Below are 21,113 nucleotides of genomic sequence, written 5' to 3' on the forward strand. Positions count from 1 at the left end.
CCCGAGAGCTGGACCCACTCCCCGGCCGAGATGGCGGCGGCATGCCCGACCACGGTGACCAGGTCCCGTTGCCCCCGTGCCTTGACCCGCAGGACGCAGAAGCCGGTCTCGGCGTTGTGGTAGGTCACCCGCTCCACCAGCCCGGCCAGGGCTTCTGTCGGGGCGGCCAGGACAGTCTCAGCCATGATGTGCAGCATCGTATGCAAGCATGCCGGGAAGATGGTGCTTGGCTTGGCCTGCCCCTACCCTACCCACCTCGTGCCATTCGCCCTGGGCGATGAGGGCATGTGTTGCTGCTTGGTGGCAGGGACTGAACCGGCTTTTAGGAGCGCAACACATCCCGAAAGCTGTGCGATGGGTTCGGTACAGGCCCTCGCGGCTGTCGCAGGTTCACTCGGTTGACCAACCCCTCAAGGATCTGTTGCCGTACTTGCTCGCGGATTTTCTCTCCGCCTGCGATGGCCTCGCCGCCAAGATCACTGATGCGAATGCTTAAAGACACCGCCAGATCGAGACTATGCTCAAAACCGGCATCGTCCCTGATCCTCGAACGTCCAAAATCATAGGGGTCGAGCAAGTAGGCACGCATTCTCCTACAGACCAGTCCAAGCTGATGTTCAGCGGACTCGATGGTCATCACAGCATTGATGCTATGCATTTCGTCTGTCGACGGTGCTATGAAATTGTCACGGACGAATACTTCTGTCCTCATTCGCTGCCGTTTGCGGACAAAGGTGAATACCCCGACACCGACCAGCGAGCTTATTGCGAAACTCGGAAGGACAAACAGGGTGCTGGCGATGCTTATCACGGCAACCAGCATAGCATGATCCATGAGCCTCCCGAGAAAGGGACGCCACACCGTTACCAAAAAAGCACAGCAGACCTAGGAGGGCGATTTCGAGTCAGGCGTCATCAGAACTTGCGGAGTGATGCGTCCTCGCGGTCTCCCTAGCAGGCTGCTGAAAAGCGGCTCCGGAAAGCGGCTGGTTGGGCTTGGTGCCAGATTTTCTGCGGCGGCGTCGCCTGAGCATGCCACCTTTTGGTAGGTATTTGGTGGCGGCGGCGGGCTCGGGACAGAATCCGGGCATCACGCCGTCATCGCCAGCAGCTTCGGCAGCCGAACCAGGTTGTAGGCCGCCATGGCGAGGGTGAACTGCCAGTCGACCTTGGGCAGCCCGCGATGGCGCGCCTTGCGCAGCCCGGCCACCGTCTTGGCCCAGCCGAAGGCCTCCTCGATCCGCTTGCGGATGCGCAGGCTGACGGCATAACCGGGATGGCGCGTGGTCCGACCGTCGACCGCCGAGCGCCGCCCATTGGTATTCTGTGCCACATGCGGGGTGACGTTGATCTCGCGGAGTTCGGCCACGAAATCCTGCCTGTCGAAGCCCTTGTCGCCCGCCAGCGTGACCTTCTGCGGTCGGTCGGCATGCGGCTCCATCAAGTGCAGCGCGGCCAGCCGCTCGGCATGACCCGAGGCGCGGGTGGCGACCGCGCCGACGATCAGCCCATTCCGGTTCTCCATCAGCGCGTGCCCCATGAACGCCAGCTTGGCCTCCTTGCCGCGGCCCTTGCGGTAGAGCCTGGCATCGGGATCGGTGGTCGAGGCGTGGGTCTCGTTGCTGCGCTTCTGCCCATGGAAGTCCTGCTCGCCGTTGCGCCCTGCGCCGGGCGGCGGGGCGGAGCCGTCCTTCGGCCGGAAGCTCTTGGTGCTGGCCCAGGCTTCCAGCAGCGTGCCGTCGACCGAGAAATGCTCGGTCGAGAGCAGCGCTTTGACCCGAGGCTGCGCCAGCACCACGGCCAGGAACTTCAAAGCCACGTCGCCCTCCAGCAGGCGGTCACGGTTCTTGGTGAAGGTCGTGGCGTCCCATACCGGGTCGTCCATGCCGAGGCCGACGAACCAACGGAACAGCAGGTCGAACTCGATCCGTTCGACCAGCTGCCGTATCAGAGCGGATCGAGTAGAAGGCCTGCAATAACAGGGCCCGCAGCAGTCGCTCCGGTGGGATCGATTCCCGCCCGAGCGGCGAATACAGCGCATCGAACGCCGCAGACAGATCCGCCAGCGTGGCGTTCACCACGCCTCGGATCACCCGCAGCGGATGGTCGACACGGACCCGCTTCTCCAGGTCGACATAGCTGAACAAGGACCCAGCCACCGCGTCGCTACCGCGCATTCTCACCTCGACCGACTGCGCCAACAGCGAATCACAGACACGGAATGCAGGCTACGAATTTCAGCAGCCTGCTAGCTGTCTGGCTGTGAGACATCCTTGGCAGCTTCGACGATGTCCCGCGCCAGGGCAATTGTCTGGTCGCGGAGCATTGTTGGGACCCGGTGGGCTTGGCGATTGCAGACTATGCCTACCGCTTCGAGCGTCTCGCCGCTCATGCCTCAGGTCGGAGGTAGCCCATGGTACAGATCCACCCCAATGCCCGGACCACCCCCGTTGTGCGCGCCGAGATTGCCCGATCCACCGAGCCCTCCGGTGTGCTGGCCCAGCGCTACAGCGTCAGCACCGAGACCATCCGCAAATGGCGTAGGCGCGGCCCTGCCGACTGCCTGGACCGACCCGCCACACCGCATAAGCTACCCTGGAAGGCCAATGACGAGGAGCGCGCCGTGGTCTGCGCGCTCCGCCGCAGCACCAACTTCGCGCTCGATGATCTGACCTTCGTCGTCACCCACTTCCTGCCCCATCTCAACCGCGACAGCATCTGGCGTATCCTCAGGGCGGAGGGCCTGAACCGCAGGGCACCACCCCCGTCGGACCGACCACGGCGTGGACACGGCCAGTTCCGGGACTACGACCTCGGCTTCATTCATATCGACTGCCCAAGCTGCAGACGGCAAATGGCGAGCGTCGCAAACGCTTTCTCTACGTCGCCATTGACCGGCGCTCGCGCTCCGTCCATCTCGCCGTAAAGGATGATGAAACCGAGCGCAGCGCCATCGCCTTCCTCAAGGAAGCCGCCGCCGCTTTCCCCTTCCGCTTCACCCATGTGCTGACCGACAACGGCAGCTGCTTCACCCCTGGCTTCTCCAGGGCTTGCGCCGCCCTAGGCGCCGAGCATCGCAACACCAAGCCCCGCTGCCCGCAAACCAACGGCATGGTGGAGCGCTTCAATGGCCGCATCGGCAGCGAGGTGCTGGGGATCACCGTCTACTCCCATCAGAAGCTCGAACAGCTCCTGCGCGGCTTCAACGCCGCCTACAATGCCCGTCGCCAGCGCGTCCTCGAAGGTAAAACACCAGAGCAGGTCGTCGTTGAGCGCCTCCAGCTCCGACGCAAGCCCGCTCGCGGCGAACCCGAAGGCCAAGCGGGACCAGCCGATATTGCCCTGGCGCGGGACATCGTCGAAGCTGCCAAGGATGTCTCACAGCCAGACACTGCAGCCAGGCAAAGGCAATGCAGGTCATGAGGGCGTGTCGATGCAGGCCGGTCCAGGATCGTCCCTCGAAATGGCCCAAGCCCAGTTCCTGCTTCAGTTGCTGGTGCGCCTGCTCGCAGACCCAGCGCGCCTTGATGGCGGCCGCCAGGGTGCGGAGTGAGGTTCGGGGCGGCAGGTTGGACAGATAGTATTTCCGCTCGCCGCTCGAGCGCCACTCGCCCACCAACCAGACCTCCTCGCCCGGCAGATGCCGGTTGTTGGCCCAGGTAGCGCCATCACCGACCCGGATGCGAGCGGCGGCAAACCGGGCGGTGAGCGGACCCTTGGTGCCCTGCCGCCAAGCCACCCGGCGCCAGGTCAGCCCGGCCAGCACCGCCTCAGCCTCCCGGGGCTCCTGGTCCGGCACCGGGCGCCGCTTGCGGCCGCCTGGCGGGACCAGCGCCACGTCAGCGCCATAGACCTTCTGGTTGCGCGGGATGCCCACCGCCCAGGTCAGGCCCCGCTCGCTCAAGCCATGCCGGAATGCCGCGCTCGCGCCATAGCCGGCATCGGCCAGCACGATGCCGAACTGCACGCCGGCGGCGAGCAGCCGGTCCAGCTCGACCAGGGCAATCGCGCCCTTGCTGCGGACAACTACCTCGTCTTCCGGCACGCCGGCAGCGGCGCAGCGCTTGGGATCGGCCGTCCACTTCTCCGGCAAGAATAGCCGTAGCCCCACAGGCATCGGCACCTCCGCGCCCGCCAGCGTCAGCGAGACCAACGCCTGGCAACTCGCCCGCTTGCCCAGCTGTCCGCAATACTGCCGCTCGACCCCGACCGAACGCGTGCCCTTCTTCGGCAGCGCCGTGTCGTCGATTACCAGCGCCGCCCGCGGCCCGCCCACCAGCCGGTCGGCCTGCTCGGCCAGCACCTGCCAGAGCGGCGCGTCATCCCAAACCGGGCTGGCGATGAAGTGCTGCAGCTGATCATGGCCGCCCAGACCCAGGCAGGCCGCCATCGGCTGCAGGCTTTTGCGCTCGCTTGGGCCCGGCAGCCCACGCAGGTACAGCGGTGCCCAAAGCCGCCGCTTCTTGTGGCCCAGCGCCGCCAGGAACGGCTCAAGCCAGATGTCCAGATCCTGCATGGCCCAACCCATGCCCACCTCCTCCAAATCAAAGCTTCTCAGCCAGCTTCGAAAACAACGCACGACGCCGCAAGAAGTGCCCAGGTAGTGTTAAGATCTCATCGAGACACAAGGTGTTCTGCTGCAGAGTTCGTTTTTGAGGCGATTTAGCAGCAAATATAGCATTGAATTAGACGAAGTTCTATCGTTTCGAATTATTACGGAAATCGGTCTCTTTAACATAACCGACTTTGCAGACAAAAAGAAGATAACTGTTAATATATTCAATATGATTTGGTGAAAACCTTCGATCTCCTAGTTCTACCGCCCGCGCTTATTCGGATAATGTGAAGATGCCGAAGATCAATTCCGTCGAGCAGGTCCCGGGAAGCGATGGGCCGGCCGTGCATCCACCGGGACGGCAACGTCTATCCAAGACATGGCCAATCCTCCTCGCTGCCTTGATTTTTGGGGAACTCGCAGTGCCGAGTGCCCGCGCGGCGGATTTAGCGACGGACAGGCCGATCGTGCTGACAGATGCCGGCGCGGTACGCGGTGTCCGGGAAGAGGGCTTCATTGCCTTCCGTGGCATTCCATATGCGGCCGCGCCGACCGGAATCCGGCGCTGGGCTTTGCCCGAGCCTGCCGAGCCTTGGTCCGGCATCCGTGACGCCATGTCCTATGGCACCGGATGCCCGCAGGTCGCCCGGTACGGTTTGACGCAGGCAGGCTATGACGAGGACTGCCTTTCGATCAACGTCACCATGCCTGGCACCGCCATACCGGAAGGGCGCAAGCGACCGGTGATCGCCTGGATCTATGGGGGCGCTTTCGTCGGTGGCTCTAGCGCACTCTATCCGCTGCAGGGCATGGCGCTGGCGGGCGACGCGGTGGTGGTGTCGTTCAACTACCGTCTGGGTATCTTCGGATTCATGGGCAATCCTGCGTTTGGCCGCGACCACGACGGCGCCTATGGGCTGGAGGACCAGCGTGCGGCGCTGCGCTGGATCCAGCGCAACATCGCGGCCTTCGGCGGTGATCCGGCCAATGTGACGATCGCCGGTGAATCGGCTGGCGCGGCCTCGGTCTGCATGCATCTCGTCGCACCGGAAGAAACCAGCGGACTCTTCGCCAAGGCGATCGTGCAGAGCGCCTTCTGCGCCCAGCGCCTCCGCACGTCCGAGGAGATCGACCGTATCGGCGCACAGGTGGGCGAGGCGGTGGGCTGCAAGCCGGACGCGGGCGCATTGGTGTGCCTGCGTGCCGCCCCCGTGCAGACGCTGCTGGAAGCCGCCGCACGGATCGCGGGTGGCGACGTGATGACCTACGCACCCGCCATGGGCACGAAGACTGTTCCATTGCAGCCGCGGGAGGCTTTCGCCAGCGGACGCTTCGTGCAGGTACCCCTTATCAACGGCGGCAATCGCGACGAGCTACGACTTTATGTGGCCTATGCCATGCAAGCCGGCCAGGCGGTGACGCCCGAGACCTATCCTGCCTTGCTGCGTGAGATTTACGGCGACAAGGCGGCGCAGGTGCTCGCGGAGTACCCGGCGTCGGCCTATTCTTCGGCGGGTGCGGCATTGGGGACGGTGACGGGTGATTTCACCGCCGATAACGGTCTGAACTATTGCGGCTACCTAGAAACCGCGCGGCTTGCGGCCATGCGCGTGCCGGTCTTCCAGTACGAATTCGCCGACCGGGCTGCGCCGCCGCCGATTGCCGGCACGCCGCCGATCGAAATGGGCGCCGTGCATTCCGCCGAGCTGCCCTACCAATTCCCTGGCTTCTCGAATACCGACAAGATCGACGCACCGCCGCTGGCCCGGCCATCGCAAGTCTTGGCCTCCACGATGCAGCAATTTTGGACAAGTTTCGCCGCGACCGGGCAGCCCGACGCAATCGGAGCGCCCGCATGGCCACGATTTTCCACCTCGGCCGACGTCATGCGGCTCGAGCCAGGCAACGTCCGGCTGTTTGACGCATCCCGCGAGCACCGTTGCGATTTCTGGCGGCGCCTGTATCCGGAACTGATAGGCGGCCAATGACTGCATACATTCGAGCAATTTTTATAGGGGTAAATAGTCATCAATACATTTTCTTAAAATAAAACAATCTAATCTGTTCTGGAAAACAATTTCGTGTTTCCGCTCTACGGAGAGTCGAGTGCAAATAGCTGAAAATGCATCGAAAAACTACGAAATCACAACGAATCATGCGTGTCGGCGATCGTGCCTTGCGACGCTGATCCTGGTATTTGCCCTTCTCGCCGCCAGGCCGGGTCTCGCGGCTGAAGGAGCAACCAGCTTCTATCTTCTCGGTCTGCATGGCCCCCTGGCGGCCGTCGCCCCGCCGCCGGGCGTCTATTTCCAGAATGATGCTTATATTTACAGCGGGCGGGTCAACAGAACCGAAACCCTACCCTTCCTGGGCCGTGTGACGGCGGGCGCTCGAGCAGATGTCTACCTCGATCTGCCGACCCTGTTGTGGCAGACGCCCTGGCAGGTCGCCGGTGGCCAGATTGGCATCACGGTGACCCAACCGGTCGGTGTCGAGCGCGTCGTGGGACGCGTCATTGGTGGTGGCTACGAATTGGTCGAGCAGGGGACACGGACATCCTACGGAGATCTGGCGGTTGCCCTTCCTATCAGTTGGTCGTTCGACCGGTTGCATCTGTCGGTGACACCCTCGGTCAACATCCCGAGCGGCAACTACAACAGCCGTGCCCTGTCGAACGTCGCGCTCCATCGTTGGGCCGGCGACCTCTCTCTGGCCACCACTTGGCTGGATACGACGACCGGCCTCGAGGCTTCGGCGATCGCAGGCCTCACCCTCAATGGCAGGAACTTTGCCACCAACTACCGCACCGGGACCGAAGTCCACGCCGAGGTCGCCGTCTCGCAGTACTTCAGCAAGGCGTTTTCGGTCGGCGTGATCGGCGGCTATCTCCAGCAGATCACCGCCGACGCGGGGCTCGGCGATAGTCTCGGCGACTTCAAGGGGCGGGTCTTTGCCGCCGGGGGGATGGCATCCTATGCCATGCCGATCGCCAGCCGCGACGTCCTGATGCGGGCTAAAGTCCTGCAGGAATTCAACGTCCAAAATCGTCTGAGCGGGACCGCTGGTATCCTCAGCATCGGCTTTCAATTCTGAAGCCTTCCAGCACGCGCTGTGCAGCGGGCCGGCGATCTAAGGATCCGCCCCATCGGGTGAGTAGCCCCGCACAGGCCCCCTCAATGATGTGTTCCGGCCTTTCCCCGTCCTGCAAACCATTCCAATAAAAACAAGGTTCAGATCATGTGCATGGCATGCGAAGTCTCTGATGTCCTAAGCCGCTTCATGGCCCGGCGGCCACAGGCGGTCGCCGTCTCATCAAAGCCGTTTTCCTTCCAACGGCGGCACCTTCTCTCTTCGTCCCTCGCCTGCGTCGGCGTCGGGTTATCCGGTCTGGCCGCTGCCGCCGCGCCGCTCGTGATCAAGCAGGCAAAGCCGGCGCCGGGCGACGGCACCGCGAGCATCGTGTTCCGCAACGGCCGCATTTATACCGTGAATCCGGCCCAACCCTGGGCAGAGGCTGTGGCGGTGACGGGCCAGACGATCAGCTTCGTGGGATCGGACGACGCGGCGAAGAATCATATCGGGCCGCAGACACAGGTGATCGACCTGGCGGGGCAGATGCTGATGCCCGGCTTCATCGAAGGCCACATCCACCCCTTCCTTGGCTCGTTCTTCACCTCCGGCGTCGATCTCCAGTTCCCGACGCGTGAGGCAGCGCTCAGCGCCATCGCCGACCATGCGAAGGCAAATCCGACAGGTACGCTCCGAGGTTTTGGCTGGCGCATGGATATGTTCGGCCCCAATGGGCCGACGGCGGCGGAGCTGGATCGCATCGTGCCCGACCGACCTGCAATGATGTTCTCGATCGACGTCCACAGTGTCTGGGTCAATACCAAGGCCTTGGAGGCAGCCGGGATAACGAACGCGACGGTCGATCCCATTCCTGGCTTCAGCTACTATCAGAGGGATGCCCAAGGGCACCCAACGGGATTCGTGCTCGAGTTGCTGGCGATGCTGCCGGTGGTCAACGCCATCGAGCCGATCACCATCGACTCCATGGCGTCACTGCTAGGCCAATGGATGCCGAAGGCCGTCTCAGCCGGCATCACCAGCCTATTTGATGCCGCCGTTCCCCCGATCGGCAACGATGAGGGTGATATCATCAAGATCTATGCAGACTACGAGGCGCGCGGCGAGTTGCCGTTCCGCGTGGTGGCCTGCCATGCAGCCAAGGGGCCGCCGATCGACAATGCCGTGGCGACGGTCCAGCGTCTCCAAAGTCGCTTCAATACCCCGCTGGTCGACGCGCGTGTTCTCAAGATCGTCGCCGACGGGACGCAGGAAGGTTGGACTGCGCTGATGCTGGCCCCCTACACGGATAAGCCAGACACCTACGGGGTCGCCCCCTTCAATGAGAAGCAGCTGACGCAAATGATCGTCGATGCCGACAAGGCAGGTATCGACGTACATATCCATGCCTGTGGCGATGGGACCGTCCGTAGGGCTTTGGATGGAATAGAGGCGGCCATTGCAGCTAACCCACCCCGTGACCGCAGAAACACGATCGCTCATCTGGTAATGGTCGACGATGCGGACATGCCGCGCTTCAGCAAGCTCGGCGTGAACGGCCAGTTTTCCATCAATTGGCACTCATTCGACCCGGATAGCACCGAAATCATAACCGTGCGCTGCGGCCCCGAGCGTCAAGCCCGCATGTATCGGTCTGGTATGCATCTACGAAGCGGGGGACGAATTTCGGCGGGGACCGACTGGCCCGCTGCCGGATACTACTCCACCTTCAAGCCGCTCGAAGCGATCCAGATCGGCGTGACACGCAAACTGCTCGACAAGGGTGACGCCGATCCCGGCCTCACCAGTTCGGCGGAATGTCTGTCCCTGGAACAGGCCTTGGCCGCCTACACAATCGGAGCGGCGCATCAGCTCAGGCTTGAGCACAAGGTCGGCTCGATTGAGGTTGGCAAGTCAGCCGACCTGATCGTGATTGATAGGAATCTCTTCGACCTGCCGACCTCGAAGATCGGTAAGGCCTCGGTCAAGCTCACGATGATGAATGGCATGGTGACCCACGGGACGCTTGGCTGACCTACATCACGAGGAGCACCGCACAGCACTGGGCTTGCGGCCTTGTCATATCGTGGTGCGAAGCACCTGGTTTTGGACGCCCGCGGGTGGGGATCGGCTGGTTATCCGTCCGCGGCACTCGCACTTGCTGGCGATGGGGAGCAACGCCCCAACCGGCTGGATGAGACATTGGGTGGCGCCGGACCAGGACCGGACCACCATCGCTGCCGGCGGTAGCAGTCTCTCCGTCAAGGGCGACGCCACTTGGGGCATGGGTGAGGCCGCGTATGGCAGTTGCACCGCAGTTCCTATCCGGTGGCCCTGACGTTGCGGGAATCTGGACAGCACGTGCGATCGTCGCGCCAAACTTTCCAAAGCTGTCAGTCGTTGCCCTGCCTACCGCGACCGGAATTCACGGCAGCCGGGCAGCTTGGCATGTGGCTCGCCGGCTTCCGGGCTTCGGCCAGCGGACCTCGTCCGCGCGTCCCAGCGTCCGCTCCGCCACCTCGGCGGCCGCCTCCGGCCCATCCACCGCGACCAGGCCATCCAGCGGATCAGAGCGGTCGACCAGCCGCCGCACGAGGAGGTGGGTGATCGGTACCTCGGCGCGCTCCTCCTCCCGCTCGATGCGCCCCTCGGCGACCAGCAGCCGCCCGGCCACCAGCGCGGCACGGTCCCGGGTCGACCGCGGTGACGCCGAGCACGTAGCAGACCGCCGAGTTGGCGGCCGAGCCGCGGCCCTGGCAGAGGATGCCGCGGTCCCGCGCGAAGCGGACGATTTCGTGCACGGTCAGGAAGTAGGGGGCATAGCCGAGCTGGTCGATCAGTCGCAGCTCGTGCGCCAGGCGGGCGGCGATGCCCGCCGGCGCCCCGGCGGGCCAGCGCCCGGCCACCGCCGCCGCGACTCGGCTGGCCAGGGTCTGCTGCGGCGTCCGGCCGGGTTCCATGACCTCGCCGGGGTACTCGTAGCGCAGCTGGTGGAGCGAGAAGCCGCGGCAGGCCGTAAGGATCTCCAGGCTGTTGCCCAGCGCTTCCGGCTGGTCGGCAAACAGCCGGGCCATCGCCGCCGGCGGCTTGAGGCAGCGTTCGGCATTGGGCTCGGCGGCGTAGCCCAGGGCCTCGACCGTGGTCCGCAGCCGGATGGCGGTCAACACATCGGCCAGGCGGCGGCGGGAGCGGTGATGGTAGCGGACATTGCCGGTGGCCAGCAGCCGGGTCCCGGTGGCCACAGCCACCTCAGCCAGGCCGATGATCCGGGTGCGGTCGTTGCCCAGGAAGCCGTGGCTGGCGGTGATGTGCAGCGGCAGGACGAGCCGGCCGTGCAGTGCGGCGGCATCCTGCCGCAGCCGCTCGACGAAGGCCGGGCCGATATCTGCCGGTGGGACCATCGCCAAGGCCCAGCCCTCGGCGGCGGCGAGCATGGCCTCGCGGCTGATGCCGTCGCCCTTGGCGGACTGCATGCGGCTGCGCGACAGCAGCGCGGTCAGCCGGCCGTAGCTGGCGCGGCAGCTGGGCCAGGCCAGCCACTCCGAGCCGTCCTCGAGCCTGAGGCGGCAGCCGACCAGGAAGGGCAGGCCCTGGGCCTTGGCGGCGACATGGCCGCGGACCACGCCGGCGAGGCTGTTCAGGTCGCAGATCCCGAGCCCGCCGAGGCCGAGCGCCTGGCTGGTCGCCACCAGCTCCTCCGGGTGCGAGGCGCCGTCGAGGAAGCTGAAGTTGGACTGTGCCGCCAGCTCCGCGAAGGCGGTCACCCCGGGGTGCCGGTCAGGTGCTGTGCGGTGCGCCGGGTGGGCGCTTGAGGATGACGAAGTTGGCCCGCTCCAGCTGGGCCACGAGCTGCTCGGCGAGCAGGTTGGCGGCCATCTCCCAGGCGGCGCCGCGGCGAGGCTTACCGCGCTCATCGAAGCGCAGGCCATAGGCGATGGCGGCGGCGACCTCCGCCTGGCCGACGGGCAGCAGCGGGTCGGCCGCGCCGCGCAGCCGATTGGCAGGAGCGTCGGTGGTGTCGGGTGGGGGCGAATCAGGGAACGACATGCGCCGGAGGGTGGCGGGAAGGCGCGAACGAATCAAGAACATGATTCGATTAGAGAGGCAAATTAGCTTTCTTGCTTTAGGCAAATGACGAGCACGCTCCGCGTTGCAGGTTGGCGGCTCGTCGAGCCAACCTGCAACGGAAGGCCTCGACCATGCCCAGCAGCGCTCCCTCCGCCGTCTCCACCCCCGCGGCGGCAGCCCATCCGGCTGGCCCCGCCCTGCTCCTCGGGGCGCTCGGGGTGGTCTTCGGCGATATCGGCACCAGCCCAATCTACGCATTCCGCGAGACCTTGCGCGCGGCCGGTGCCGAGGGCGCCGCGCCGGCCCTTACCGACAGCGTCTTCGGCGTGGTCTCGCTGATCTTCTGGGCCGTTGCCTTGGTGGTCGCGCTGAAATACGTCGTCCTCGTCATGCGCGCCGATAACCAAGGCGAGGGCGGTACCATGGCCCTGCTGACCCTCGCCGTGCCGGCGGCGCCGCAGCAGCTGCGCATGGCGGTGCTGATGGTCGGGCTGGCCGGCGCTTCCCTGTTCTTCGGCGATGCCATGATCACCCCGGCAATCTCAGTCCTTTCGGCGGTCGAGGGCTTGGCGGTCGCCGCCCCCTCCCTCACCGCCTACGTCGTGCCGATCGCGGCGGTGGTGCTGGTCGGGCTGTTTGCCATCCAGAGCCAGGGCAGCGCGGTGATGGGCCGATTGTTCGGGCCAGTGATGGCCGCCTGGTTCCTCTTGCTCGCGCTGTCGGGTCTGGTGCGAGTGGTGGGGCAGCCGGAGGTCCTCGCGGCGCTCGACCCACGGCATGCCATCGGCTTCCTCGCCCATCATCCCGGCCATGGCGCCCTGGCCGTGCTCGGCTCCGCCTTCCTGGCGCTGACCGGGGGCGAGGCGCTCTATGCCGACATGGGCCACTTCGGCCGCCACTCCATCCGGATCGACTGGTTCATCATCGTCATGCCGGCGCTGGTGCTCAACTACCTTGGCCAGGCCGCGCTGGTGCTGGCCGAGCCCGCCGCCGCGGCAAACCCCTTCTTCGGTCTCTTCCCCGGCCCGATGCTCTGGCCGGCGGTGGCACTGGCGACCGCGGCCACCGTCATCGCCAGCCAGGCAGTGATCTCAGGCGCCTTCGCCTTGGTGCAGCAGGCGATCCAGCTCGGCGCGGTGCCACGCCTCGAGGTGCGGCAGACTTCGGAGGACACCGCCGGGCAGGTCTACCTGCCACACATCAACTGGCTGCTGGCCGCCGCAGTCCTGGCCCTGGTCTTCGGCTTCCGCAGTTCGGAGGCGCTGGCCAATGCCTATGGCATCGCCGTCGCCGGGGACATGCTGGTGACGACCCTGCTGCTGGCGACTGTGGCGCTCGGCCACTGGGGCTATGCCTGGCCGCTGGTCGCCGTCGTCGCGGTGCCCTTCCTGCTGCTTGATATCGCCTTCGTCGCCGGCAACCTGCACAAAATTCCTGCCGGCGGCTGGTTCCCCCTTATGGTCGGAGCGGCGGCGCTGACGCTGATGCTGGTCTGGCGCCGTGGCCGTGCCACGCTGCTGGCCCGGCGCGACCAGGATGCGCCGCTGCTGGAGGCCTTCCTCGCTGGGCTCGATGCCCCAGGCGCACCGCAACGCGTCCCCGGCACCGCAGTCTACCTGACCGGGCAGCGGGAGGTGGTACCGGCGGCGCTGTCGCTGAACCTGCGCCACAACGGGGTGCTGCATGACCGCGTGGTGCTGCTGCACGTGGTGGCCGAGCGCGTGCCGCGGATCGCCGAGGCCGAGCGGCTGGCGGACACGCCGCTGACTCATGGCTTCCGCCATCTCACGCTGCGCTTCGGCTTCGCCGAGAAGCCAGACGTGCCGGCGGCGCTCCGGCTGCACCAAGACGCGGCCGGCTTCGACCCGGGGGAGGCCTCCTTTTTCCTGGGCAACGAGACGCCGGTCCCCTCCATGCATCCGGATCTGCCGCACTGGCAGGAGGGTCTTTTCGCCTTCATGACCCGCAACGCGGTGCGGGCGCCGGACTACTTCTTGATTCCGCCGCCGCGTGTGATCGAACTGGGCACCCGGGTCGAGCTGTAAGGCCCCGCGAACTCGCGGCAGCTGGAGGCCGCACAGGAACTGATCCGGTTTCTCGGGTCGCCGAAAGCGGTGCCCGTCTTGCGTCGGACAGGATTGGAACCGCTAAGCCCCAGCTGAGCTTGTCGTCCGACCAACCTCAGCATCGGATAAAGGACGCTCACCATGCCGCTGCTCACCCCCTCCCGCCGTTGTCTCCTTACCTTGGCGGGAGCCGCCCTGCTGCCCGCACCAGCGGTGCATGCCCAACGCGCCTTTCCCAACCGCCCCATCCGCCTTGTGGTGGCCTTCGCGCCCGGCGGAAACTCAGACACACTCGCGCGCCTGATCACGCCAAAGATGGCCGCGGTGCTCGGCCAGAGCATCATCGTGGACAATCGCGGTGGCGCTGGTGGTACGCTCGCGGCTGGCGCGGTTGCTTCCGCCGCTGCCGATGGGCACACCCTGTTGTTCGACGCTGCTTCCTTCGTCGTGGCTCAGTTCGTTCAGCGCAGCACCCCCTTCAACTACGAGCGCGACTTTGCACCCGTCGGCACCGTCGCGGATGTTCCCTATATCCTCGCCGTCCCGGCGGACGCTGGTGTACGCGACCTTAGGGGCTTCCTCGACAAGGCACGCGCTGACCGCGAGGGCACGTCTTATGGCACACCGGGTGTCGGCAGCCCCGGCCATCTTGCTGGCGCGTTACTCGCGCACCGGGCCGGGATAAAGCTGGAGCACATTCCGTATCGCGGAGGCGCTGAGGTTGCACGCGACCTCGCGGCTGGAACGCTCCCGGCCGGGATCCTGACCGCGAACTCGCTCAACCCCGTCGTGCAGGGCGGACGCGCTGTGCCAATTGCAGTTACCAGCGCCAAGCGTGGCGGCATCCCCGGCGTGCCAACGGTTGCCGAGGCCGGCGTCCCCGACTTTGACGTCACCAGCTGGAACGCCATCTTCTGCCGCAGTGGCACGCCGGAGGACACGCGGCACCGACTGGAGGAGGCCATCAATGCCGCGACCTCAGACCCCCAGGTGAAGGCGCGCTTCAACGACATTGGCGCAGAAGCAACGGCCGCCGAGCCCGCCAAGCTCGGTGAGCGGCTGGTGCGCGAGAGAGCCCTCATCCAGCAGCTCGTCCGCGACACCGGGATCAGCCTGGGCTGACCTCCACGTCGTGGTGAGATCGGCAGGATTTTCCGTTATCTGACACATAGGACCGTCGCAAATGGCGACGACCCAGACCTGCTTTGTTGGCCATGATCGTCGTTGCTTCTAATTTCATTTGGAAGCGAACTTACGGCGCTGAGGGGAAGAGGGGATGATCATTGTCACAGGCGGCACGCACGGGATTGGGCGTGCTTGCGTCGAGCTTTTAGCTTCCAGCGGGGTCGTGTTCACGGGCCGTGACGTGGCGGCGGGCGAAGCGTTGGCTGCACAAAGCGGGGCGTGCTTCGTGCCGGGTGACGTGGCATTGGAATGTGACGTACGAAAGGTTGTTGAAGCAGCACTAGATCACGGCAACGGCCGGCTTTCAGGACTCGTCAACAACGCCGGCATGAGCCGGCGCATAGGCTTTCCGGAGGCGACCGTCGGGGATTGGGACACGGTGATGAACGTCAATGCCCGGAGCGTCTTCCTGTTCACGCGGTGGGCCCTCGCCGGCCTGCGCGCTGGCAAGGGCTCGGTCGTCAACATCGCCTCGATCGCAGGCTGGACCGGAGAGGAAGGGTTGGCTGTGTACTGCGCGTCCAAGGCCGCCGTGATCGGCATGACAAAAGCACTGGCGCTTGAGTTCGGCGAGGAGGTCCGCTTCAACGCCATTTGTCCAGGCCAAATTGACACGCGCATGATGGCCAGCATCAAAGGCGACAATCTGCGACGGCGGCAACTTGAACAACGCATCCCTGCCGGGCGCTTCGGCAGGCCGGAAGAGGTTGCAGATGCGGTGAGCTGGTTGCTCTCGGATCGGTCGAGCTACGTCAATGGTACTGTTTTTGGAGTGGATGGGGGAGAGGCGGCCGGCCTGCGGACGCCGCGCCTGCTCTGATCAAGCCTGGCTGGGTGTATCCTTCGAACGTGCCAGTCCAAGGACTGCTTTGTGTCGAACGTAACCTAAGTGGTTACACTCGATTCGATTTGGCGGATACCTTCAGTCGAACAGGCCTCTCTCAGCCAAATCGAGTCTTGGTGCTTGCACCCGCTCTTTCTTGTCCTGGAATGATGGGGAGGGCGATAGCCTGCCCAGCTTCTTCGGGATCGCGCGGCGTTTCCGCCTCCTCGGCATGCCACAGCGCGGCGTAGTGTCCGCCTCGGGCAAGCAGCGCCACATGGGCCTGCCCCGCTTTCACGGACACCTTTGATAGGCTGATGAGCCTGGGAGGTGTCGATGGCGGAGAGCAACAGACAGCGGCGGTCCTTTCCGGACGCGTTCAAGCTGGAGGCGGTGGCGGCGATCCAGGGTGGCCGCTCGGTCACGGCGGTGGCGGCCGAGTTGGGCCTGCCGGACCGGCTGGTGCGGGCTTGGCTGCGCTGGGCGGAGGGCCGCACAGCGGCAGGGAGCGGCGCGCCGGTGCCGACGCCCGCTCGGGAGCAAGCGGCGCCGGCCCGCCGCGTGGGCCCAAGCCCGGCCGATCAGGCCGCAGAGATCGGGCGGCTGCGGCGTGAGCTCGATCGGGTCCGGATGGAGCGCGACATCTTGGGAAAAGCGGCGCTCATCTTCGGCCGGGCGACGGGCCGGAGGTGAGCTATGCCTTCATCCGTAACCACGTCGTTGACTACCCGATCCAAGTCATGTGTGAGGTGCTGGGCGTGAGCCGCAGCGGCTATTACGCCTGGGCCAGCCGGCCGGAGAGCGCGTGGGCGGTCGAGGACCGCGCGGTGGCGGCCGAGATCCGCACCGCACACGAGGCCAGCCGCGGCCGCTATGGGAGCCCGCGGGTGCATGCCGCGCTCCGCGCCCATGGCCGGCGGGTTGGCCGCAAGCGGGTCGCGCGTCTGATGCGTTGCATGGGCCTATCAGCCAGGCGCAAGCGTCGGTTCCGCCGCACGACGGGATCGTGCCCCAACGCGTGGTGTAGGAGCGATGCTCCTGGGTGGGCTGGTCTGCCTTGTCAGGATGCCAGGGCGGGCAGGCTGACGGATGCAGTATCGCTGATGGCGCCGATGGTCTCCAGGGTCATGTAGCGGGCCCGCTGGGTGGCCCACTCGTCGGACTGCTCGAGCAGGATGGCACCGATCAGCCTGGTAATGGCGGCCTCGTTCGGGAATATGCCGACGACGTCGGTGCGGCGCTTGATCTCGCCATTGAGCCGCTCGATCGGGTTGGTGCTGTGCAACTTGGCCCGATGCGCGGCGGGGAAGTGCATGTAGGCGAGGACATCTTCCTCGGCGGCGTCCATCAGGGCGGCGAGCTTGGGCACCTTGGTGCGGAGTTGGTCGGCAACGGTCCGCCATTGGGCGTGGGCGGCGGCGACATCCTCCTGGGCATAGGCGGTGCCGATCCAGGCGGAGACGATGCGGCGCTGGGTCTTGCCGGCATGGGCCGACGCGGTGCGGCCGAAATGGACGCGGCAGCGCTGCCAAGTGGCCCGCAGCACCTTGGTCACCGCCGCCTTGAGCCCTTCATGCGCGTCGGAGATGACCAGCTTGACGCCCCGCAGCCCGCGCCGTGCCAGGGAGCGCAGGAAGTCCAGCCAGAAGGTCTCCGCCTCGGAGGCGCCGACGGCCATGCCGAGCACCTCGCGTCGGCCGTCGCCGTTGACGCCGACCGCGATGGTGACGGCGACCGGGATGATGCGCCCGGCCTCGCGGACCTTCACGTAGGTGGCATCGAGCCACAGGTAGGGCCAGTCGCCCTCGATCGGGCGGGAGAGGAAGTCGCCGACCCGCTCGTCGATCTCGGCGCAGAGGCGGCTGACCTGGCTCTTGGAGACGCCCTCCAGGCCCATGGCCCGGACCAGGTTATCGACCGAGCGGGTCGAGATGCCCTGGACATAGGCCTCCTGGATCACCGCGGTCAGCGCCTTCTCGGCGGTCCTGCGGGGCTCCAAGAAGCCCGGGAAATAGGAGCCCCGCCGGAGCTTCGGGATCCGCAGCTCGACGGTCCCCGCCCGGGTCTGCCAGTCGCGCTCGCGGTAGCCGTTGCGCTGCACCAGCCGCTCGGCGCTGCGCTCGCCATGCGCGGCGCCGGTCAGATCACCCACCTCCAACTCCATCAGCCGCTCGGCGGCGAAGCCGATCATCTCGCGCAAGAAGGTGGCGTCAGAGCCCTTCTCCAAGAGCTCCCGAAGGGCAATCCTGTCATCGGTCATCGTGGGTGTCCAAGGTTCAGGGTGTAGGTCTCGACAACCAAACCCTATCCAGGACCACCACGATGGCCGCCACCATTACGGTGGCGACCTCCTACACCACCTCCGGGGGCACGATCCACGACCCACGACGGACAGCGCGCATGCCTTCCCGGTGGCGCCGAACCTGCTCGGGCGCGACTTCACAACCGGTGCGCCAGACCGGGTCTGGCTGGCCGGTCTGACCTACATCAGGACCGCTGAGGGCTGGCTATATCTGGCCGTGGTACTCGACCTGTTCTCGCGCCGCGTCGTCGGATGGGCCATGGCAGACCACCTCGGCCACGAGTTGGCGCTCGCCGCCCTCGACATGGCCATTGTCCGTCAGCGTCCCGCGCCGGGTCTCATTCACCACTCGGACCGTGGCGTGCAATTCGCAGCGCATGGATACCGCAAGTGATTACGCCAGCACGGCATCCTTTGCTCCATGAGCCGCAAGGGAAATTGTTGGGACAACGCGCCGATGGAGAGCTTCTATGCCACGCTGAAAGGCGAACTCGTCGAGCAGCGCGACTACCTAACCCATGCCGAAGCCAGGGCTTACATATTCCAGTTCCTGGAAGGCTGGTACAATCGTCGCCGCTTGCATTCGGCACTGGGCTATCTCACACCAGAGCAGAAGGTGGCGGCTTTCTACGCGGCTGCTTCAGCCGCGCAACACTGTCCGTGAAGACGGGGCAAGGCCACCCGTTCCTCCGCCAGCCGCTCCGCAGGCACCGCGCCGGTGGTCGCATGCACCCGGGCATTGGCCACCTCGCGCAGCCAGCGACCCGCCGCCAGGTTCGCTGCCGCCTGGTCCACCACCACACCCTCCGCCGCCATGCGGCTCGCCAACGGCACCCAGAGGCTGCCACGCAGGTAGCGGATGAAGCGTTCCACTTTACCCTTCGTGCGCGGCCGGTAGGGCTGGCACAGCCGCGGCTGGAAGCCGCAATGCCGGGCGAAGTCGAGGAAGGCCGGGTGATAGCGGTGCAGGCCAGGACCGTAACAGTCCCGCTGCAGCACCACGGTGCGCATGTTGTCGTACAGCGCCACCCGCGGCACCCCGCCAAACGCCAGGAAGGCCCGCTCATGCGCCGCCAGCAGCGTCTCCAGCCGCTCGTCGGTGACGAACTCGACATAGGCCGCCCGGCTCCAGCCCAGCGTCGCCACGAACACCGACAGCCGGTCCGGCCCGCGCCGCAGCGAGGCCCAGTCCACCTGCATCTGCTCGCCCGGTGCCGTCTCAAACCGGACCACCGGCTCGGGCGCCAGCACCGGCCGCAGCCGCTGCAGGAAGTCCTTCAGGATCGTGTAGCCACCCACGTAACCGCGTTCGCGCAGTTCCCGCAGCAGCACGCTCGCCGTCAGCTGCTCCGGCACCGTCGAGGCGACCCGCGCCACCACATACCCCTCGAATGCCGCCAGCTTGCCAGGCTGCGGCGGCCGTCCCCGGTACCGCCCCGCCTCGGGCTCGCGCAGGTAGCGCCGCACCGTGTTGCGCGATACCCCGACCTCCCGCGCAATCTCTCGAACTCCCAAACCATGCTTGGCCAATACCCGGATCTCCAAGGCCGCCTCTCCCCCAACCATCCGGGCCCCCCATCACCACGACGGGGGCACCCTAGGCCTGGGTCAGATTTCAAACGGCGCCTGGGTCAGTTTCACTCCGGCGGCTACAGCCTCGTTCTTTCTCGGCAATGAGACGCCGGTCTTCTCGATGCATCCGGATCTGCCACACTGGCAGGGGGGTCTCTTCGCCTTCATGACCCGCAACGCCGTGCGGGCGCCGGACTACTTCCTGATCCCGCCGCCGCGCGTGATCGAGCTCGGCACGCGGGTTGAGCTGTGAGGCCTAGAGCGGTTTCCTGCCTGACTGAATCGCTTGTGATCCACAAAGCGGCGTGGAGGTAATTCAGTTGCTCCTCGGCATAGGGCGGCGTCCGCCCTCCAGGCCCATCGTCAAGGCCACCACGCCACGCTCGGGCCGTGCCAGGCCTGAGACCTCGCCCGTATTCACGCCGCCCCGCAGCCGCCGCTCAGGCATGTCGCCTCAGATGGCGTGCCCTGCACGCCAGTGCGCCGTCGCGCCTCTGGCAGCAGCCGCAGGGTGGCGGTGGGCAGCCAGCCGATGGTCTCGGTACCGCGCCCATTGCTGAAGCCAGCGCAGGTATAGGTATTATCACTTGAGCCGGCGAGCACCACGTCATTGGGGGTGAGGAAGGCGTGGGCCTGGCACCAGGCGCTATCGTTCGGACAGCCGTCGCGCACCACCTCGTCCTGCACAAAATGTACACGCGGCGAACCGGCTTGGATGCTGGCCGCCTGGATGCCTTCGGCCGCGATGTCACCCCAATCACAGCCAGCCAGGGCGGCCGCCGGCGCAACTGCCACGCAGGCGGCAACGGCCGCCACTATCCAGAGCGAAGCACCCCGGCCCGCCATGCCGTCGTTGTCTGATCCGCCATTGTCTGTCCCCCTTCATTTTTCATCAGCAGGCGTTTACGAACGTGTCACGCCGATCAGAGAATTGTATGAAGCACGACCCAGATGCAGACCCTCTGTCGCAAAACCAAGCGTCGGTCGAGGACCTCAACGCGGCGCTGCGTATCTTCCGGCGCTTACCGCTGGAGCTACTGGGCTTCCTCGTAATGCTTCCCGTCTCGATCCTCGGCCTGTCCCGTCTCAGCACCGCACTGTCGCCGCCCTACGGCGTCTACATCTTCGGTCAGGGGCTTGTGACTTGGGGCCTGTTGCTGCTGATCGCCCTCCTGTTTGGCCTGTTCTGGTGGCGTGGCCGGCAGGTCGGGCGACTCCTGAATGAGCCGGCCCTGGTCGCATCCCCGATCACGGGGCTGCTGTCCGGGACCGGCATACTCGCGGAAAAGGCCAGCGCGATGGATATGGAATGGAGCGGCTTCTTCGGACCACTCAGGCCGCGCCATTCCAAGACATCAGCTTGAAGCAAACGTCGATGCGAAGACGGCGGGTTTGGCGAACTCATACTGTACGCATTCAGCCGCGCATCGACACCGGGCCGCGGGACCTATCTTTGGACCGGTGAGGTGGTGCGCG

At 65.8% G+C, this 21,113-nt stretch carries 19 protein-coding genes and 3 pseudogenes; 13 read left to right on the plus strand and 9 right to left on the minus strand.

The features are described from left to right. From AC0IW9_RS26490 to AC0IW9_RS26500, 3 genes and pseudogenes are all read right to left on the minus strand, one after another. The coding region (locus tag AC0IW9_RS26490; protein WP_471651302.1) for a YrrC family ATP-dependent DNA helicase at window positions 1–185 on the minus strand (185 nt) is incomplete at its 3' end. Between the two features lie 137 nt (window positions 186–322). After that, window positions 323–823 carry a hypothetical protein gene (locus AC0IW9_RS26495; RefSeq protein ID WP_471651303.1) on the minus strand — a complete coding sequence of 167 codons (501 nt, stop codon included), beginning with the start codon at window positions 821–823 and terminating at the stop codon, window positions 323–325. Between the two features lie 267 nt (window positions 824–1,090). Further along, window positions 1,091–2,177: pseudogene (locus AC0IW9_RS26500) on the minus strand (IS5 family transposase). 236 nt (window positions 2,178–2,413) lie between these two features. Here AC0IW9_RS26500 and AC0IW9_RS26505 point away from each other — a divergent pair. Together AC0IW9_RS26505 and AC0IW9_RS26510 are read left to right on the plus strand one after the other, a co-directional pair. Next, window positions 2,414–2,926, plus strand: a complete 513-nt coding sequence (locus AC0IW9_RS26505; RefSeq protein ID WP_471651304.1) for a transposase family protein — start codon at window positions 2,414–2,416, stop codon at window positions 2,924–2,926. Next, window positions 2,890–3,192, plus strand: a pseudogene (locus tag AC0IW9_RS26510) (transposase family protein); the annotation flags it as partial. The gene AC0IW9_RS26505 and the pseudogene AC0IW9_RS26510, both read left to right, overlap by 37 nt. 10 nt (window positions 3,193–3,202) lie before the next feature. Here AC0IW9_RS26510 and AC0IW9_RS26515 read toward each other — a convergent pair. Then, window positions 3,203–4,528, minus strand: a complete 1,326-nt coding sequence (locus tag AC0IW9_RS26515) for an IS701 family transposase (protein WP_471651305.1) — start codon at window positions 4,526–4,528, stop codon at window positions 3,203–3,205. A gap of 320 nt (window positions 4,529–4,848) precedes the next feature. Here AC0IW9_RS26515 and AC0IW9_RS26520 point away from each other — a divergent pair, with 320 nt between their 5' ends. The 3 genes from AC0IW9_RS26520 to AC0IW9_RS26530 all read left to right on the plus strand — a co-directional run bounded on the left by AC0IW9_RS26520 (window position 4,849) and on the right by AC0IW9_RS26530 (window position 9,655). Beyond that, window positions 4,849–6,543, plus strand: a complete 1,695-nt coding sequence (locus tag AC0IW9_RS26520) for a carboxylesterase/lipase family protein (RefSeq protein ID WP_471651306.1) — start codon at window positions 4,849–4,851, stop codon at window positions 6,541–6,543. 118 nt (window positions 6,544–6,661) lie between these two features. Then, complete coding sequence (locus AC0IW9_RS26525; RefSeq protein WP_471651307.1) at window positions 6,662–7,648, plus strand: SphA family protein; 987 nt, start codon at window positions 6,662–6,664, stop codon at window positions 7,646–7,648. Window positions 7,649–7,798: 150 nt separating this feature from the next. Further along, entirely contained in the window at window positions 7,799–9,655 is a 1,857-nt protein-coding gene (locus tag AC0IW9_RS26530) for an amidohydrolase (RefSeq protein WP_471651308.1), read from the plus strand. Between the two features lie 533 nt (window positions 9,656–10,188). Here the strand turns inward: AC0IW9_RS26530 and AC0IW9_RS26535 are convergent. Both AC0IW9_RS26535 and AC0IW9_RS26540 read right to left on the minus strand, forming a co-directional pair. After that, entirely contained in the window at window positions 10,189–11,385 is a 1,197-nt protein-coding gene (locus tag AC0IW9_RS26535) for a PHP domain-containing protein (protein ID WP_471651309.1), read from the minus strand. A gap of 13 nt (window positions 11,386–11,398) precedes the next feature. After that, complete coding sequence (locus AC0IW9_RS26540; RefSeq protein WP_471651310.1) at window positions 11,399–11,668, minus strand: hypothetical protein; 270 nt, start codon at window positions 11,666–11,668, stop codon at window positions 11,399–11,401. A gap of 152 nt (window positions 11,669–11,820) precedes the next feature. Between AC0IW9_RS26540 and AC0IW9_RS26545 the strand changes: the two genes are divergently transcribed. From AC0IW9_RS26545 to AC0IW9_RS26565, 5 genes are all read left to right on the plus strand, one after another. Continuing rightward, entirely contained in the window at window positions 11,821–13,734 is a 1,914-nt protein-coding gene (locus tag AC0IW9_RS26545) for a potassium transporter Kup (protein ID WP_471651311.1), read from the plus strand. Window positions 13,735–13,896: 162 nt separating this feature from the next. Then, window positions 13,897–14,877 (plus strand): Bug family tripartite tricarboxylate transporter substrate binding protein, encoded by a 981-nt coding sequence (locus tag AC0IW9_RS26550; protein ID WP_471651312.1) that lies wholly within the window; start codon window positions 13,897–13,899, stop codon window positions 14,875–14,877. A 154-nt stretch (window positions 14,878–15,031) separates the two neighbouring features. Beyond that, the gene (locus AC0IW9_RS26555; protein WP_471651313.1) at window positions 15,032–15,760 is read left to right on the plus strand and encodes an SDR family NAD(P)-dependent oxidoreductase; all 729 of its coding nucleotides are present in this window, start codon (window positions 15,032–15,034) and stop codon (window positions 15,758–15,760) included. Window positions 15,761–16,099: 339 nt separating this feature from the next. Further along, window positions 16,100–16,456: a transposase gene (locus AC0IW9_RS26560; protein ID WP_471651314.1), complete on the plus strand. Its 357-nt coding sequence runs from the start codon at window positions 16,100–16,102 to the stop codon at window positions 16,454–16,456. Between the two features lie 47 nt (window positions 16,457–16,503). Then, the gene (locus AC0IW9_RS26565) at window positions 16,504–16,896 is read left to right on the plus strand and encodes an IS3 family transposase (RefSeq protein WP_471651333.1); all 393 of its coding nucleotides are present in this window, start codon (window positions 16,504–16,506) and stop codon (window positions 16,894–16,896) included. Here the strand turns inward: AC0IW9_RS26565 and AC0IW9_RS26570 are convergent. Further along, a complete protein-coding gene (locus tag AC0IW9_RS26570; RefSeq protein ID WP_471651315.1) occupies window positions 16,824–18,023 on the minus strand; it encodes an IS256 family transposase in 1,200 nt (399 codons plus the stop codon). The two genes, AC0IW9_RS26565 and AC0IW9_RS26570, sit on opposite strands and share 73 nt — an antisense overlap. Window positions 18,024–18,147: 124 nt before the next feature. Here AC0IW9_RS26570 and AC0IW9_RS26575 point away from each other — a divergent pair. Next, window positions 18,148–18,729 (plus strand): annotated as a pseudogene (locus AC0IW9_RS26575) (IS3 family transposase); the annotation flags it as partial. Here the strand turns inward: AC0IW9_RS26575 and istA are convergent. Further along, window positions 18,693–19,595, minus strand: a complete 903-nt coding sequence (gene istA, locus AC0IW9_RS26580) for an IS21 family transposase (protein ID WP_471651316.1) — start codon at window positions 19,593–19,595, stop codon at window positions 18,693–18,695. The pseudogene AC0IW9_RS26575 and the gene istA sit on opposite strands and share 37 nt — an antisense overlap. Between istA and AC0IW9_RS26585 the strand changes: the two genes are divergently transcribed. Beyond that, the gene (locus tag AC0IW9_RS26585; RefSeq protein ID WP_471651317.1) at window positions 19,534–19,890 is read left to right on the plus strand and encodes a KUP/HAK/KT family potassium transporter; all 357 of its coding nucleotides are present in this window, start codon (window positions 19,534–19,536) and stop codon (window positions 19,888–19,890) included. The genes istA and AC0IW9_RS26585 overlap by 62 nt on opposite strands. A 164-nt stretch (window positions 19,891–20,054) precedes the next feature. Here AC0IW9_RS26585 and AC0IW9_RS26590 read toward each other — a convergent pair whose 3' ends face one another. Then, on the minus strand, window positions 20,055–20,483 hold the full coding sequence (locus tag AC0IW9_RS26590) for a hypothetical protein (protein ID WP_471651318.1): 429 nt from the start codon (window positions 20,481–20,483) through the stop codon (window positions 20,055–20,057). A gap of 89 nt (window positions 20,484–20,572) precedes the next feature. Here AC0IW9_RS26590 and AC0IW9_RS26595 point away from each other — a divergent pair, with 89 nt between their 5' ends. After that, window positions 20,573–21,001 carry a hypothetical protein gene (locus AC0IW9_RS26595; protein WP_471651319.1) on the plus strand — a complete coding sequence of 143 codons (429 nt, stop codon included), beginning with the start codon at window positions 20,573–20,575 and terminating at the stop codon, window positions 20,999–21,001. Window positions 21,002–21,113: the final 112 nt, after the last annotated feature.

The sequence above is a fragment of the Belnapia sp. AC561 genome (assembly GCF_979252845.1).